General features: G+C 37.4%; 13 protein-coding genes. 9 read left to right on the top strand and 4 right to left on the bottom strand.

Annotation, left to right across the window (positions count from 1 at the left end; genetic code table 11):
* Positions 1–12 precede the first annotated feature (12 nt).
* Positions 13–819 (bottom strand): glycogen/starch synthase, encoded by an 807-nt coding sequence (locus tag B2145_RS07395; protein ID WP_291100362.1) that lies wholly within the window; start codon positions 817–819, stop codon positions 13–15.
* Between the two features lie 108 nt (positions 820–927).
* Between B2145_RS07395 and panC the strand changes: the two genes are divergently transcribed.
* From panC to B2145_RS07355, 8 genes are all read left to right on the top strand, one after another.
* Positions 928–1,776, top strand: coding sequence for a pantoate--beta-alanine ligase (panC, locus tag B2145_RS07390; RefSeq protein ID WP_291100359.1), 849 nt, complete (start codon positions 928–930; stop codon positions 1,774–1,776).
* Between the two features lie 14 nt (positions 1,777–1,790).
* On the top strand, positions 1,791–2,141 hold the full coding sequence (gene panD, locus B2145_RS07385) for an aspartate 1-decarboxylase (RefSeq protein ID WP_291100357.1): 351 nt from the start codon (positions 1,791–1,793) through the stop codon (positions 2,139–2,141).
* 155 nt (positions 2,142–2,296) lie between these two features.
* Positions 2,297–3,445 (top strand): alpha/beta hydrolase-fold protein, encoded by a 1,149-nt coding sequence (locus B2145_RS07380; protein ID WP_291100356.1) that lies wholly within the window; start codon positions 2,297–2,299, stop codon positions 3,443–3,445.
* Entirely contained in the window at positions 3,445–4,803 is a 1,359-nt protein-coding gene (radA, locus tag B2145_RS07375; RefSeq protein ID WP_291100353.1) for a DNA repair protein RadA, read from the top strand. The genes B2145_RS07380 and radA overlap by 1 nt, the downstream gene beginning before the upstream one ends.
* A 58-nt stretch (positions 4,804–4,861) precedes the next feature.
* Positions 4,862–6,496, top strand: coding sequence for a carboxylesterase/lipase family protein (locus tag B2145_RS07370; RefSeq protein WP_291100351.1), 1,635 nt, complete (start codon positions 4,862–4,864; stop codon positions 6,494–6,496).
* A gap of 300 nt (positions 6,497–6,796) precedes the next feature.
* Positions 6,797–7,204 carry a hypothetical protein gene (locus tag B2145_RS07365; protein ID WP_291100349.1) on the top strand — a complete coding sequence of 136 codons (408 nt, stop codon included), beginning with the start codon at positions 6,797–6,799 and terminating at the stop codon, positions 7,202–7,204.
* A 64-nt stretch (positions 7,205–7,268) separates the two neighbouring features.
* Positions 7,269–7,700: a hypothetical protein gene (locus B2145_RS07360; RefSeq protein ID WP_291100347.1), complete on the top strand. Its 432-nt coding sequence runs from the start codon at positions 7,269–7,271 to the stop codon at positions 7,698–7,700.
* A 283-nt stretch (positions 7,701–7,983) separates the two neighbouring features.
* Positions 7,984–9,948 carry a transglycosylase domain-containing protein gene (locus B2145_RS07355; RefSeq protein WP_291100344.1) on the top strand — a complete coding sequence of 655 codons (1,965 nt, stop codon included), beginning with the start codon at positions 7,984–7,986 and terminating at the stop codon, positions 9,946–9,948.
* A 62-nt stretch (positions 9,949–10,010) separates the two neighbouring features.
* Here the strand turns inward: B2145_RS07355 and B2145_RS07350 are convergent, their stop codons facing one another.
* The 3 genes from B2145_RS07350 to B2145_RS07340 form a co-directional block, all read right to left on the bottom strand.
* The gene (locus B2145_RS07350) at positions 10,011–11,048 is read right to left on the bottom strand and encodes an aldo/keto reductase (protein WP_291100341.1); all 1,038 of its coding nucleotides are present in this window, start codon (positions 11,046–11,048) and stop codon (positions 10,011–10,013) included.
* 136 nt (positions 11,049–11,184) lie between these two features.
* Positions 11,185–12,126, bottom strand: a complete 942-nt coding sequence (locus B2145_RS07345) for an OmpA family protein (RefSeq protein WP_291100338.1) — start codon at positions 12,124–12,126, stop codon at positions 11,185–11,187.
* Between the two features lie 69 nt (positions 12,127–12,195).
* Complete coding sequence (locus tag B2145_RS07340) at positions 12,196–12,960, bottom strand: exodeoxyribonuclease III (RefSeq protein ID WP_291100335.1); 765 nt, start codon at positions 12,958–12,960, stop codon at positions 12,196–12,198.
* Between the two features lie 113 nt (positions 12,961–13,073).
* On the opposite strand from B2145_RS07340, the gene B2145_RS07335 reads away from it, so the two are divergent.
* Entirely contained in the window at positions 13,074–14,882 is a 1,809-nt protein-coding gene (locus tag B2145_RS07335; protein ID WP_291100332.1) for a GNAT family N-acyltransferase, read from the top strand.
* The last annotated feature ends 74 nt before the right edge of the window (positions 14,883–14,956 follow it).

The following is a 14,956-nucleotide window of genomic DNA, read 5'->3' as shown; positions in this document are numbered from 1 at the left end:
AAAAAGTTTAATTTATAGAACACTGTTTTTATAGAAATTAGTATACGCTTCAGCGAATTTATCTTTCGGCGTGAAAGGTAAAAAAGGTTTTCCTGAAGATTCTATAAATTTTGTTAAACTTGGAGACACATTTTCAGAAGCAATGATAATGGCATCAGAATGCTTGATGGTTGCTTTCATAATGCTTTCATAATCAGGGCTTTTAAGGTCTGCAATAGCATCGCTTGGAATGCCGTCAAATAGTACCTTATTGACCATTTCTATATTCAAAGTGCCTTCGAAAGACTGGCCGTAAACCGAGGTGACAATTTTTGTTTCCGAAAACAAGGCTTCATTTTTGTAAAAATGTTTCATATAAATGGGCAACATGGCAGCCATCCAACCATGAACATGAATAATATCCGGAACCCAATTGAGTTTTTTCACTGTTTCAACAACCCCTTTTGCAAAGAAAATTGCTCGCTCATCATTATCAGGAAACATGACGCCTTCCTCATCAGTAAACGTGGCTTTCCTTTTAAAATATTCATCGTTATCAATAAAATATACCTGTATTCTTTCCTTTGGTATCGAAGCTACTTTTATTATCAAGGGCATATCCAGGTCATTTACCACCAAATTCATCCCCGAAAGTCGAATTACTTCATGCAATTGATGCCTTCTTTCATTTATATTTCCATATCTCGGCATGAAAATTCTTATTTGTCCTCCTTGATTATTAATCATTTTCGGCGCTTCATAAGACATTGAAGAAACCTCATTTTCAGCTAGATAAGGTACCACTTCAGATGATACATATAATATTCTCTTATCTTCCATATCGTAATTAACTTAATTTGTTGGCAATAAAAATCACGCAAAATTACAAAAATTTATGCAGTTATGGACTAAAATATTAAGTTTGCATTTAATTTCAACATAATAGCCATGCATATTTTCTATGGAAAAGTAGCTTTGACAGACCATTTAAAATCTATTAAAACCACACATTCCACCATTGGGTTTGTTCCAACTATGGGTGCTTTGCACCAAGGACATTTGACATTGATGCGGCAATCATTGTCAGAAAACGAAATTACCGTTGTAAGTATTTTTGTAAATCCTACCCAATTTAACAATCCCGAAGATTTAGCAAAGTATCCCAGAACACTGGACGATGATATAAAAAAAATTGCAGATTTAAACCCAAAAATTATAATATACGCCCCAACTGTCGACGATATTTATGACGGAAAACCCCTTTCGCAATTTTTTGATTTTGGCGGATTGGAAAATCAAATGGAAGGACAATTCAGACCTGGTCATTTTAATGGGGTTGGAACCATTGTAAAACGTCTTTTCGAAATTGTGGAACCTACCAATGCCTATTTTGGCGAGAAAGATTTTCAACAATTACAAATCGTAAAAAAAATGGCAGCAAAAAACAATTTGAATGTCAACATAATAGGCTGCCCAATTCACAGAGAACCCAATAATCTGGCGATGAGTTCCAGAAACGAGCTCTTGTCAGCCAGTGAAAAACAAGAGGCTTCCCTGATTTATAAAACATTGGTGGGTGCAAAAGCAAGATTCGAAACAAACAGTGCCGCTTCTGTAACAGAATGGGTGCAAAAATCATTTAAAAAAAATCCCGCTTTTACATTAGAATATTTTCAAATTGCGGATGAAGCGACGCTATTGCCTTGTTTGAGGAAAAATAAAAACAAAAAATACCGCGCTTTTATTGCTGTTTTTGTCAATAATATTCGATTGATTGATACCATTTCATTAAATTAATTTACTTTTGCAGTATGCAAATACAAGTCGTAAAATCAAAAATTCACCGTGTAAAAGTTACTGGAGCCGATTTAAATTATATCGGGAGCATTACCATTGACGAAATATTACTCGAGGCTTCAAACATCATTGAAGGCGAAAAAGTATCGGTTGTAAATATCAATAATGGGGAACGATTCGAAACTTATGCCATCAAAGGCGAAAAAAATTCAGGCACGATAACACTCAATGGCCCAGCCGCCAGAAAAGTGCAAAAAGACGATATTATTATTATTATTTCTTATGCCACGTTAGACTTTGAAGAAGCCAAAACCTTCAAACCATGGATTATTTTTCCCAACGAAAAGGACAATTCCTTGACCTAATTTTTTAAAAACAAAATCTCCAATCGCCACAAACGTTCCTTGTTTTGATTTTAGGACTGTTATTTTTTTACTATCCCTGTTTTAAATAAAAGCAAATAAAGTATTATATTGCTGCTTCTTTAGAATAAATTTTAATTTCTAAAATATCCAAAATTATGAAACAGGTATTACTATTGTTGCTCTTTTCTGTTTCCGGCTTTTCACAAAAAACCACAGAATTATTCAATTCCACCATATTAGGCGGAAATCGGGAAATCACGATTGGTTTGCCTCCTTCTTATGAAAAAAATCCAACTAAAAAATATCCTATACTCCTTTTGCTTGATGGCGATTACTTATTTGATCCTTTTTATGGCGCTTTGAGCTATGGCGCTTATTGGGACGATTTACCCGAAACTATTGTCATTGGCATAAGCCAAAACAAAAAAGACGAACGAGTTGACGACAGTACTTATGACGAAACTGATGGCATTCCTTCCGGAAAGGGAGCAAAATTCTTCGAATTCATCGGCGGGGAATTACTTCCCTACATCGAAAAAAAATACCGTGTCGCACCCTTCCGAATTATTGCAGGACACGATACAACAGCTGGGTTTTTAAATTTTTTCTTATACAAAGATTCTCCCATATTCAATGCTTATATTTCTTTAAGTCCAGAACTCGCTCCTGAAATGGAAAATCGCATTCCGGAAAAAATTTCAAAACTAAAACAACCTATTTTTTACTATCAATCCAGCGGAGATGGCGATGTAAAAGAGCTGCTTGATCCCATCCAAAAACTGGACGAAAATATAAAACTAGTTGTCAATCCACTGCTTAGTTACAAATACGACCATTTCAAAGATGCATCGCATTATTCCTTGGTTTTATATTCCATTCCAAGTGCTTTATACCAATTTTTCGGCTCCTATAAGCCCATTTCCATGTCTGAATATTCCAATAAAATTGCTGTGCTCCCTAATGGATATGTAAAATATTTGACGGATAAATACGATGGTATTGCAAAAACTTTAGGACTGAAAGTAACTATTCGAGTATCCGATTTTAAAGCAATCGAAGCCGCAATTCTAAAAAATAAAGCCTACCAAGAATTGGATAAGTTATCTGAAATTGCCAGAAAAAATTATCCAAAATCAATGCTCGCCGATTATGAACTCGGCTTAATGTACGAGAAAATGGGCGATCCAAAAAAAGCGGCAAAATCATATCAAAGCGCCGCCCAGTTAGAAGAAATTGGCGATTTGACCAAAGATATGATGTTTGAGAAATTCGATGATATGAAAAGTTTAATGCCCAAAAAATAATGTCAAAAATAAAAACCACCTTTTTTTGCCAGAATTGTGGCGCCCAATATTCAAAATGGCAAGGACAGTGCAATTCCTGCAAAGAATGGAATACCATAGCCGAAGAAATCATCCAAAAGCAAGAAAAACTGGCTTGGAAAAGCGAATCAACCTCCAGCCAGAAAGCCCCAAAACCATTACGCATCAACGAAATTGATTCCAGCCAAGAAATCCGAATGGATACTCGTGACGGAGAACTCAATCGCGTTCTGGGTGGCGGAATTGTTCCCGGCTCTTTAATCCTTTTGGGCGGTGAACCCGGCATTGGAAAAAGTACGCTTTTACTCCAAATTTCTTTGAAACTGCCCTACAAAACCTTATATGTTTCGGGCGAAGAAAGCCAAAAACAAATAAAAATGCGTGCCGAAAGAATCACGCCAAACAGCGATAATTGTTATATCCTTACCGAAACCAAAACCCAAAACATCTTCAAACAAATTGAAGCCATCGAACCCGAAATTGTCATCATCGATTCGATTCAAACGCTTCATACCGATTATATCGAATCAACGCCGGGAAGTATTTCGCAAATTCGAGAAACCACTGCCGAACTCATAAAATTCGCCAAAGAAACCAATATTCCAGTGATTCTCATTGGTCATATTACCAAAGATGGAAACATTGCCGGACCCAAAATATTGGAACACATGGTCGACACGGTTTTGCAATTTGAAGGCGATAGAAATCACGTATACCGTATTTTGCGTTCGCTAAAAAACCGTTTTGGCTCCACTGCCGAAATCGGGATTTATGAAATGCTGGGCAACGGTTTGCGTGAAGTTTCAAACCCTTCGGAGATATTGATTTCGCACAAAGACGAGGAATTGTCCGGAACCGCAATTGCTTCGACTCTCGAAGGAATGCGTCCGCTAATGATCGAAATTCAGTCGCTCGTAAGCACCGCAGTTTACGGAACGCCACAACGCAGCACAACGGGTTACAATGCCAAGAGACTGAATATGATTTTGGCAGTTTTAGAAAAAAGAGCCGGTTTTAGGCTTGGCGCCAAAGACGTTTTCCTGAACGTAACCGGAGGAATTTCGGTGGATGATCCCGCGATTGATTTGGCAGTTGTAGCGGCCATTTTATCATCGAATGAGGACATTCCCGTGAACAAGGATTTTTGTTTTGCCGGTGAAGTGGGACTTTCGGGCGAAATTCGTCCCGTAAATCGTGTGGACCAACGTATCCAGGAAGCTGAAAAATTGGGATTTTCGACTATTTTTGTTTCGAAATACAATAAAATTGCCTTGAAAAACACAATAATAAAAATCCGATTGGTCGCAAAAATTGAGGATGTAGCGAGCGAGTTGTTTTGATAAGAATACTTTTTAAGTTTATCGCCAAAGAATAAAACATACATTAAATCTATTAGTTATGAATCTAAAAACTTCATTTATTGCACTACTTTTTGTAGCAATTCCTTTTTTTTCAAAAGCGCAACAAGCCGTTAATCCAAATGCTTTTCCTGTTCAGATAACCACTGCAAATGGCACTATTGAAGGCGAGTTCGATGTAAAAACCAACATTCAGAGCTTCAAAGGAATTCCATTTGCACAACCACCTGTTGGAAATTTACGTTGGAAAGCACCGCAACCCGCAGCCAATTGGACTGGTGTGAAACAAACCAAAAAGTTTGGACCAAGAGCAATACAACCCGCATTATTTAGCGATATGGGTTTCAGAAGTGACGGCATAAGCGAAGATTGCCTCTACCTCAACGTTTGGACTCCTGCCAAATCTACCAATGAAAAACTACCGGTTTTGGTCTATTTCTATGGCGGAGGCTTTGCTGCCGGCGATGGTTCGGAATATCGTTATGATGGCGAGAATATGGCAAAAAAAGGAATTGTAACCTTAACGGTAAACTACCGTTTGGGTATTTTTGGTTTTTTTTCCCACCCGGAATTAACCAAGGAATCTCCCAATCACGCTTCGGGGAATTATAGTTTTCTTGACCAAAATGCTGCATTGAAATGGGTTCAGGCAAATATTGAGCAATTTGGAGGTGATCCAAAAAGGGTAACAATTGCTGGAGAATCGGCAGGTTCTATTGCTGTGAGTGCCCAGATGGCTTCTCCATTATCTAAAAACCTGTTTGCGGGAGCCATTGGTGAAAGCGGCGGTTCATTTTTTCCAACCTTATCTCTTGTTCCTTTGGCCGAAGGCGAAAAAACCGGTCTTGAATTTGCTCAAAAAATTGGGGCAAAATCACTGAAAGAGCTGCGTGCCATGTCAACATTGGAACTGTATCAAAAATCAATTGGAACAAGTATGGGTGTTTTCAAAACAACCATTGACGGCTATTTTTTGCCAAAATCTTTGCCGGAAATTTTTGAAGCCAAACAGCAAGCAATGGTTCCTTTGTTGCTGGGATGGAATTCGGAGGAAATGTCCTATCGGGCTTTAACTATGGGAAAAGATCTGAACAATGAAAGTTATGCCCAAAAAATAAAGGAATTATATGGCAACAAAGCCCCAGAAGTGCTGCAATTATATCCCGTAGGAACGCCAGAAGTAACGGAACAATCCGCGACCGATTTAGCCGGCGATCGATTTATTGCTTATAGTACCTGGAAATGGTTTGATTTGCATCGAAAAAATAGCTCACAACCTGTCTATCGCTATTACTATTCACATCCCAGACCTAATTTGCGTGACAAAAACGCTGAAGCGGGTCTTGCGGGTGGCGTCATCAAAAAAGATAAAAATATTCCAAAGACACCTAAAGGAGCCGTTCACTCATCCGAAATTGAATACGTAATGGGAAACTTGGCAAGCAATAAAGATTACGCTTGGACAGAAGACGATTATAAAGTATCAGAAACGATGATGAATTACTTCGCCAACTTCATTAAAACCGGAAATCCAAACGGCGACAAACTGCCAGTTTGGCCTATGGCAAAAGAAGAAGAAAAACCTGAAATTATGGTTATTGATTTGGATTCGAAAGCAAAAAGGGCGGAAAATGATGTTCGTTACTTGTTCTTGGACAAAGAATACATGAAATAACAGTGTTTTATGTTTCTGAAATAAAGAGGGCGCCATGAAAAATGACGCCCTCTTATTTATTAACGACTCTTTATTTTGGACAAGAAGCGATCTCTTTTGTAAAATTTATGTTTTTTAAAATTTGTGGGAATAGCCCGTAAACAAATTACACTCTTCTTTATCGCTTTTTATTTGAAAATCCATTTGTGATTTTTAAATAAATCTGCACCCTGTTTTTAATAAAAAAACAAATCAAGGATGCGATTCATTATTTTTTTGTAAATTTATATGTAATTTTCTCTCATCTAAAGAATTTAGAAAATGAAACCATCAGATAAAACAATGATTCATTTCTACCAGCAACTTGGCAAAGTGTTTTACAGCGTTGCCACAGTGGATAAAACTGTTCGAGAAGAAGAAATTACGCGACTCAAAGAAATAGTAAAAAAAGAATGGCTTCCGTTAGAAAATACTTTTAATGAATTTGGAGACGATTCTGCTTACCAAATCGAAATTGTTTTTGACTGGCTTGTAGAAAATGACTGGAATATTGGAGACGTTATATCTGATTTCGAATTTTTCAAAAAAGAACACCCAAGTTTGTTTACAGAGTCAGTCAACACCTTGATTCTAAAAACCGCAAAGGTAATTGCAGATTCCTTTTCGGGAAAAAACAAGTCGGAATTGGTTTTAATTAACGAATTGAGCGGCATTTTGTCAAAGCAATAATATCTCATATCAAAAACTAAAGCTGTTTAAAAAATAATCCTCTTTAACATAAAAAAATAAAACCATGAAAAAAATACAAACTGGCATCTGGATAGACACCTCAAAGGCCATAATTATTACTCTTGAAGGTCATAAAGAAGAAAAAATTACCGAAATAGACTCTGAAGTTGAAAACAGCGTTTATCATAACAAAGAGGGCAACAAAGGAACTTTCTCCTCGGAAACTCGTCACAGCGACAGTGAAACGAAATTTGACAACCGGGAAAAAGAGCAAATGAATTATTTTCTAAAAGCGGTACTTTCCTATGTAAAAGGATCTGATGAACTCTATGTCTTTGGGCCGGCAGAAACCAAAATTAAACTGGAACAAAAAATTAGTGATGGAAAATTATTTGACGCCAGCAAACTAAAAGCGGTTGAAACATCAGACAGCATGACCTTAAATGAGATTGTGGCCAAGGTCAAAAAGTTCTATAACCCACAGGATTTCTTCTAAATTGCAAGAACCATTCTTTGATTTGGCAAGGTCTTGATCTAAAAATCTAAAAAATACATTTAAAAGACTGCAGCATAAAAAATGTTGCGGTTTTTTTATGCTTTCAAAATTAAAAAAAACAACTACAACCCAGCACCTAACAGGAAAATATCTTCTAAAAGAACGTTAAAAAGAAAGCCAATAAATTATTCCTTTCATAGTTTTTCCTTTTCTTTACGGAACACTTCCCCAAATCTAAAAAATGAAGTTTGTAAAGTGATTTTTTATTTGAGTCAAACCAGAAATGAGAACCAGAAAACAAAAAATAATTCTTTTCGCGAAAATTGTCACCGTGGCTTTTGTGGTGGCAGTTATTTCCTTTTTTGTTTTTAGAAATACCATTTTACGACAAGCAATCACAAGGGTTTCCGAAAAAATGGAACGCGATTACAACAGTGATTTCTCGGTAAAAGACGCTTCTTTTGTTGGTTTTTCCGGTATAAGTATGTCCAGAATAACTTTGGTTCCGAAAAATGCCGACACGATTTTTAACATCCGAAAAACGGAAACCAGCGTCAGTTTTTTGCGCTTGTTGGTTGGCGACATTCAGCTTGGAACTTTAGAAATTACAAATGGTTTTGTCCAATTAGTCAAGAATGACAAAGGGCGGAATTTTCAGGCTTTTCTAAAAAGAGACAAGGAAGATAAAACACTTCCTTCCGAAAGAGGAGATTATGCCAAATTTACCTACAGAATCATCACGAAAGTGCTTAATTTAGTACCAACCGATATGAAAATAGAAAACCTTTCGTTTCGGCTGAATGACAACGGCAAAAAAACCACAATCAATTTCCAAAAACTGCGATTGGTCAACCAGCAACTTGAAACTTCCATAAAAGTCGAAACCAACACCTTCACGCAGCGAATTCGAATCCAAGGTTTCGCAGATCCAAGAAATAAAAAAGCCGATATTCGGTTTTTCAATATGGATACCGGCGCCATCAAAGTGCCTTATCTTGACGAGCGTTTTAACTTGAAATCAAGCTTCAATTCCATCCGGTTGAACATCCAAAATATTGACAGAAATGGCGATGAATTGCACATTGACGGCGTTGCTTCCATTGCCAATTTAATGATAAACCATCCGAAAATTGCCAGCAAAGATGTGGTGATTAAAAATGCGCGTTTTGATTACCGGTTCTTGTTGGGTTCCCATTTTATTTCGATTGACAGCAGTTCAACCGTCGAATTCAACAAAATAAAATTCCATCCCTATCTGGCTTACGAAACCGAAGAAGACACGATTTACAAACTCAAAGTGGCGATTCCCAAGATGAAAGCGCAGGATTTTATCGCTTCATTGCCAGATGGTTTATTTACTCATTTTCAGGGAATGGAAGCCGAAGGGAATTTCGAGTACAAGCTCGATTTTATGTTCAATAAAAACAAGCCCAACCAACTGGTTTTTGACAGTAATTTGAAGAAAGAAAATCTGAAAATTACCAAATACGGCAAAGCCAATCTCAACAAACTTAACGAGGAATTTGTCTATCGGGCAATCATAAATAACGTGCCGCAACGTCCAATTTTGGTTGGTTCTTCCAATCCAAATTACACGCCTTTAGACCAAATTTCGCCTTATTTGCAAAAATGCATTCTAACGTCCGAAGATCCGTCCTTTTTCTCTCATCGCGGTTTTATCAACGAAGCTTTCAAACAATCGATTCTCAAAAACATTCGCACCAAGAAATTCTCCCGTGGCGCCAGCACGATTAGTATGCAGTTGGTCAAAAACGTGTTTCTTACCCGCGAAAAAACGGTGTCTCGAAAAATGGAGGAAATTTTGTTGGTATATCTCCTTGAAAATAACCGAATCGCCAGCAAGGAACGAATGCTCGAAGTGTATTTCAACATTATCGAATGGGGACCAAATGTATACGGAATTGGCGAAGCCGCCCAATTTTATTTCCAGAAAAAACCAGCCGATTTGACCTTGAAAGAATGTTTATACTTGGCAACGATTGTTCCAAAACCAAGGAAATTTATGTGGCAATTTGACACCGAAGGAAAACTAAAATCATTTGCTGTAAAGCAAGAAAAATTCCTGAGCAGTTTAATGTTGCGAAGAGGACTTTTAACTTCCGAAGACACCATTGGACAGTCTATTCCGCTTGATATTTCGGGTTTTGCCCACTCGCTTTTGAAACTGAAAGTGCAAGATTCCATCCCTGTGGATTCGCTGGCCGTGGATTCGCAATTTGAGTTTTGATAATTTGTAAATAAACTAAACCCGACAGGTTTTAAAAACCTGTCGGGTTTTTCTATATCACTTTACGGTGCGGGATCCGGAATTATAGCATGAACTCCTTCTATTTCCTTCAGGATTTCATCGGATAAAACGACATCAATCGTGGCGATGTTTTCCTTTAATTGTTCCGTCGTCGTGGCACCAATAATCGTGCTGGTCACGAAAGCTTGTTGTCTCACAAACGCTAAAGACATTTCGGTCAAAGTCAGGCCGTTTTTGTTGGCAATTTCCTGATACAATCGGGTAGCTTCGGTGCTTTGTGCGCTGTTGTATCTCGAAAATTGGGGAAATAATTTGATTCTCGCATTGGGATGGCTTTCTCCAGACAAAAATTTACCGGACAAAACGCCAAAAGCCATTGGCGAATACGCCAACAAACCCACGTTTTCCCTGATGCAAATTTCGGCAGAACCACTTTCGAAAAGCCGATTCAACAACGAATAGGGATTTTGGATGGTTTTTATTCTTGGAAGATTCTGGTATTTGCTTTCTTCCAGAAAACGCATAATTCCCCAAGGCGTTTCGTTCGAAAGCCCAATATGGTTTATTTTTCCTTGTCGGATCAAACCGTCCAAAGTTTCAAGAACAGAATGAACATTATCCTCCCAAGCGTCGTCTTGCAATTTGAAACCGCGTTGCCCAAAGAAATTTGTCTTCCGTTCCGGCCAATGCAACTGGTAAACATCAATATAATCGGTTTGCAAACGTGTCAAACTTTGGTCTAATGCAAACTTTATACTCGCTGGTGAAAAATCTACATTCTCACGCATATAACCAAAATTTGGGTTTGGTCCCGCGATTTTCGATGCCAAAACTATTTCTTCTCTTTTTCCTGATTTTTTGAACCAAGTCCCAATAATTTTCTCGGTGCTTCCATAAGTTTCTTCGCGTCCCGGAATGGAATACATTTCGGCGGTGTCAAAGAAATTGACTCCTTTTTCGAGTGCATAATCCATTTGGGCATGACCTTCGGCTTCGGTGTTTTGTTGACCAAAAGTCATTGTGCCGAGGCATATTTGACTAATTTTTATGTCGGAATTGGGTAAGGTGGTGTATTTCATTTAATTGAAGTGCTAAAAATTATAGGACACAAAAGTAAGGTTTAGTATTACAATTGGGCGTTATGTTAACAATTTTTTAAAACAAAAAAGGTTCTGCATTTATAGGAGAACCTTTTTAGATTTGGTTATTTTGAGCTTAATTTATTTCCTTCAACATTTCGGCAATTTCGTCTAATCTTGGCGTTAAAATAATTTCGATTCTACGGTTTTTTGCTTTCCCTTCGGGGGTGGAATTACTTGCCAATGGAGAGAATTCGCCTCTACCGGCGGCGGTTAGATTTTTTCTGTTGATGCTTTTGTTCTCGCTCAAAATGGCTACAATTGCGGTGGCTCTTTTGGTTGATAAATCCCAGTTATCGGCAATTGGTCCTGAACCTGCATAAGGATCATCATCGGTATGACCTTCAATAAGAACAGAAATATCGGGGTTGTCGCCCAACACTTTTCCCACTTCAACAACGGCTTTTTTACCTTCGGAACCTACAGCCCAACTTCCGGAATTGAAAAGTAATTTGTTCTCCATAGAAACGTAAACTTTCCCGTTTTTTTGTTCCACCGTCAAGCCTTTCCCTTCAAAACCATTCAAAGCATTCGAAAGTGTTTCTTTTAGTTTTCGCATGCTTGCTTCTTTGGCGGCAATCAAAGCCTCCAATTCGCCCAATCTTTGACTGCTTTTATCCAAACGTTCTTGATCCAATGCCAATGCTTTTCCTTTGGCTTCCAATTGTTCCAGTAAATCACGGTTTTTGGCCATATTCGCTTTCAAAGCTTCGTTACTGTTTTTTTCCAAAGCATTGTAGGATTGCTGCAAAAGATCATATTTGTTGTTTGCAGCAGCATAATCAAGCTCCAATTTATCATGTTCCGATTTTGCTTTTCCCAACTCTTTGTTTAAAGCATCACGGTCTAATTCCAGTTGGCTTTTGGCTTTTAGTAAATCTGCATTTTCGTCAGAAATGTTTCTATTTTCTTTCTTTAAATCGGCATATTTATTTTCTAAATCATTGTATATTTTCTTGGAAACACAAGAAGTTGTAAGTGCTACAACCAGCAATCCGAGGGAAATTCTTTTTATCATTTTTAAAAATTTAATATTGTTAAAGTTATATTTATTGAAATTGATTTTTGCAATTGACATTGCCATTATTTATTCCACTTCCACCAATGTCGGGCAGTGGTCAGAATGTCTGGCTTCGGGTAATATAACGGCTCTTTTTAGTTTTTGTTTCAAAGGTTCGCTAACTAAACAATAATCGATACGCCAACCCTTGTTATTTACTCTTGCGGTGGGTACTCGAACGGTCCACCAAGTATAATTGTCGGGTTCTTTGTTGAAGAAACGAAAACTGTCTACGAAACCGTTTTTCATAAAGGTGTCAAGCCAAGTTCTTTCTTCGGGTAAAAATCCTGAAACTTTTTTGTTTCGAACCGGATCGTGTATGTCAATGGCTTCGTGGCAAATGTTGTAATCGCCGCAAATTATGAGATTGGGAATTTCGTTTTTCAATTCGGTAATATAATTTTGGAAATCATCCATAAACATAAATTTATGGTCTAATCTCTCAATATTGGTTCCCGAAGGCAGGTACAAACTCATTACCGAAAATTCATCGAAATCGACCCGAATGTTTCTTCCTTCAAAATCCATGTGAGGGATTCCAGTTCCAAAAACCACTTTATTGGGTTCTTTTTTAGACAAAATTGCCACTCCACTATATCCTTTTTTAGTGGCTGGAAACCAATAATGATAGGGATAACCCGCAAGTTCAAAATCTAAAAGCGGAATTTGCTCTGGAGTTGCCTTAATTTCCTGAAGGCAAATTACATCAGGATTAGCTTGTTGCAACCATTCGACGAAGCCTTTAGAGATGGCGGATCTAATCCCGTTAACGTTATAGGAAATGATTTTCATTGCATTTTTTTGAGTTTCAAATGTAATAAAAAAGGAGAAAGATTGATTAAGAAAAAAGAAAGAAAATGGAGTTTTTTGCTATCTTTGTTTCTTGCTCAATAAACAAAAATTACATGGGTTTAGTTACCGCTAAAGAAGTTGCAAAAGCAATAAATGCTGATAAGTACGGATTTTTAGGTACTTTTTCGGGCTGGTTATTGATGAAGGCTTTGAAAATCTCTACATTAAATAAATTTTACGACAGAAATAAACACTTAAAAGATGTTGATTTTTTAAATGCCATAATAGATAATTTACAAATAAAATTCGAAATTCCTGAGGAAGATTTCAAACGTTTGCCCAAAGACGGAGCCTACATCACCATTTCCAACCATCCGCTGGGAGGAATTGACGGGGTTTTGTTGCTAAAATTAATGCTCGAAAGAGAACCTAATTTCAAAATTATTGCCAATTTTCTGTTGCATAGAATTGAGCCTTTGAGAAAATACATTATGCCTGTTAATCCTTTCGAAAACCACAAAGATGCTAAATCAAGCGTGGTGGGAATCAAGGAAACGCTTCGCCATTTGAGGGACGGAAAACCGTTGGGAATGTTTCCTGCAGGAGAAGTTTCTACTTATAAAGACGGCAAACTTGTTGTGGATAAAGCATGGGAAGAAGGCGCCATAAAAGTAATTAGAAAAGCACAGGTTCCTGTTGTTCCCATCTATTTTCACGCCAAAAACAGTTGGTTGTTTTATTTACTTTCTAAAATCAGCGACACGATGCGCACGGCAAAATTGCCTTCGGAAGTGTTCAGCCAAAAGCGTCGCGTAATAAAAGTCCGCATCGGAAAACCAATTTCTGTAAACGAACAAAACGAATACAAAACAATTGAAGAATATTCGGAGTTTTTAAGACGAAAAACGTATATGCTCGCCAATCCTTTCGAAAAGGAAACCCCATTTTTGCCAACACCCAGTTTAAAACTTCCAAAAAATCCAAAAACAATTGTCACTGCCGCAAGTCAAGACAATATGATTAATGAAATAAATGCCTTGAGAGAAAACGATTGTCGGTTGTTGCAAAGCAAGAACTACGAAGTGTTCTTTGCCAAAGCAAAAGAAATACCGAATGTGCTTCACGAAATAGGTAGATTGCGTGAAATTACTTTTAGGGAAGTGGGCGAAGGAACAAATGAATCGACGGATATTGACTCTTTCGACACCCATTATCGTCACATGTTTTTGTGGGATGATGATGCCAAAAAAATCGCAGGTGCCTATAGGATGGGATTGGGCTCAGAAATTTATCCCAAGTATGGAATCGAAGGATTTTACCTGAATGATCTTTTTAGATTTGAACCGGAATTATATGACATGATTCACAAATCGATCGAAATGGGTCGCGCCTTTATCATTAAGGATTACCAACAAAAACCAATGCCGCTTTTCCTGCTTTGGAAAGGAATCATCCATATTACACTGCGCTATCCCGAGCACAAATTCTTGCTTGGTGGCGTGAGCATCAGCAATCAATTTTCTGATTTTTCGAAATCATTGATGATTGAATTTATGAAATCGAATTTTTATGATCCTTATATTGCACAATATATTCATCCTAAAAAAGCTTTCAAAGTAAAATTAAAAGATGCCGACAAGGATTTTGTTTTTAATGAAGCTGAAGCTGACTTGAATAAATTTGATAAAATTATTGACGAATTAGAACCTGGAAGTTTGCGTTTGCCTGTTTTAATAAAAAAATACATCAAACAAAATGCCCGAGTAGTTGCTTTTAATGTGGATCCGTTATTTAATAATGCAGTTGATGGATTGATGTACATCAGAATTTCTGACATTCCTGACAGCACCGTAAAACCCGTAATGGAGGAATTTCAGGCTGAATTAGAGAGAAAATTGGCTGAAAAAGGAGAGAGTGATTAGGTTTCTGATGCAGATTCCTGATTAATACCGCTAGTTATTTCAAATTAGTTCAATAAAAATTGAACTAAATGAAA

It is taken from the genome of Flavobacterium sp. UBA5153, assembly GCA_002413745.1.
In the GTDB taxonomy this organism is placed as follows: domain Bacteria; phylum Bacteroidota; class Bacteroidia; order Flavobacteriales; family Flavobacteriaceae; genus Flavobacterium.
Note: the sequence above shows the minus strand (reverse complement) of the source record. Positions and strands in the feature narration are given on the sequence as shown.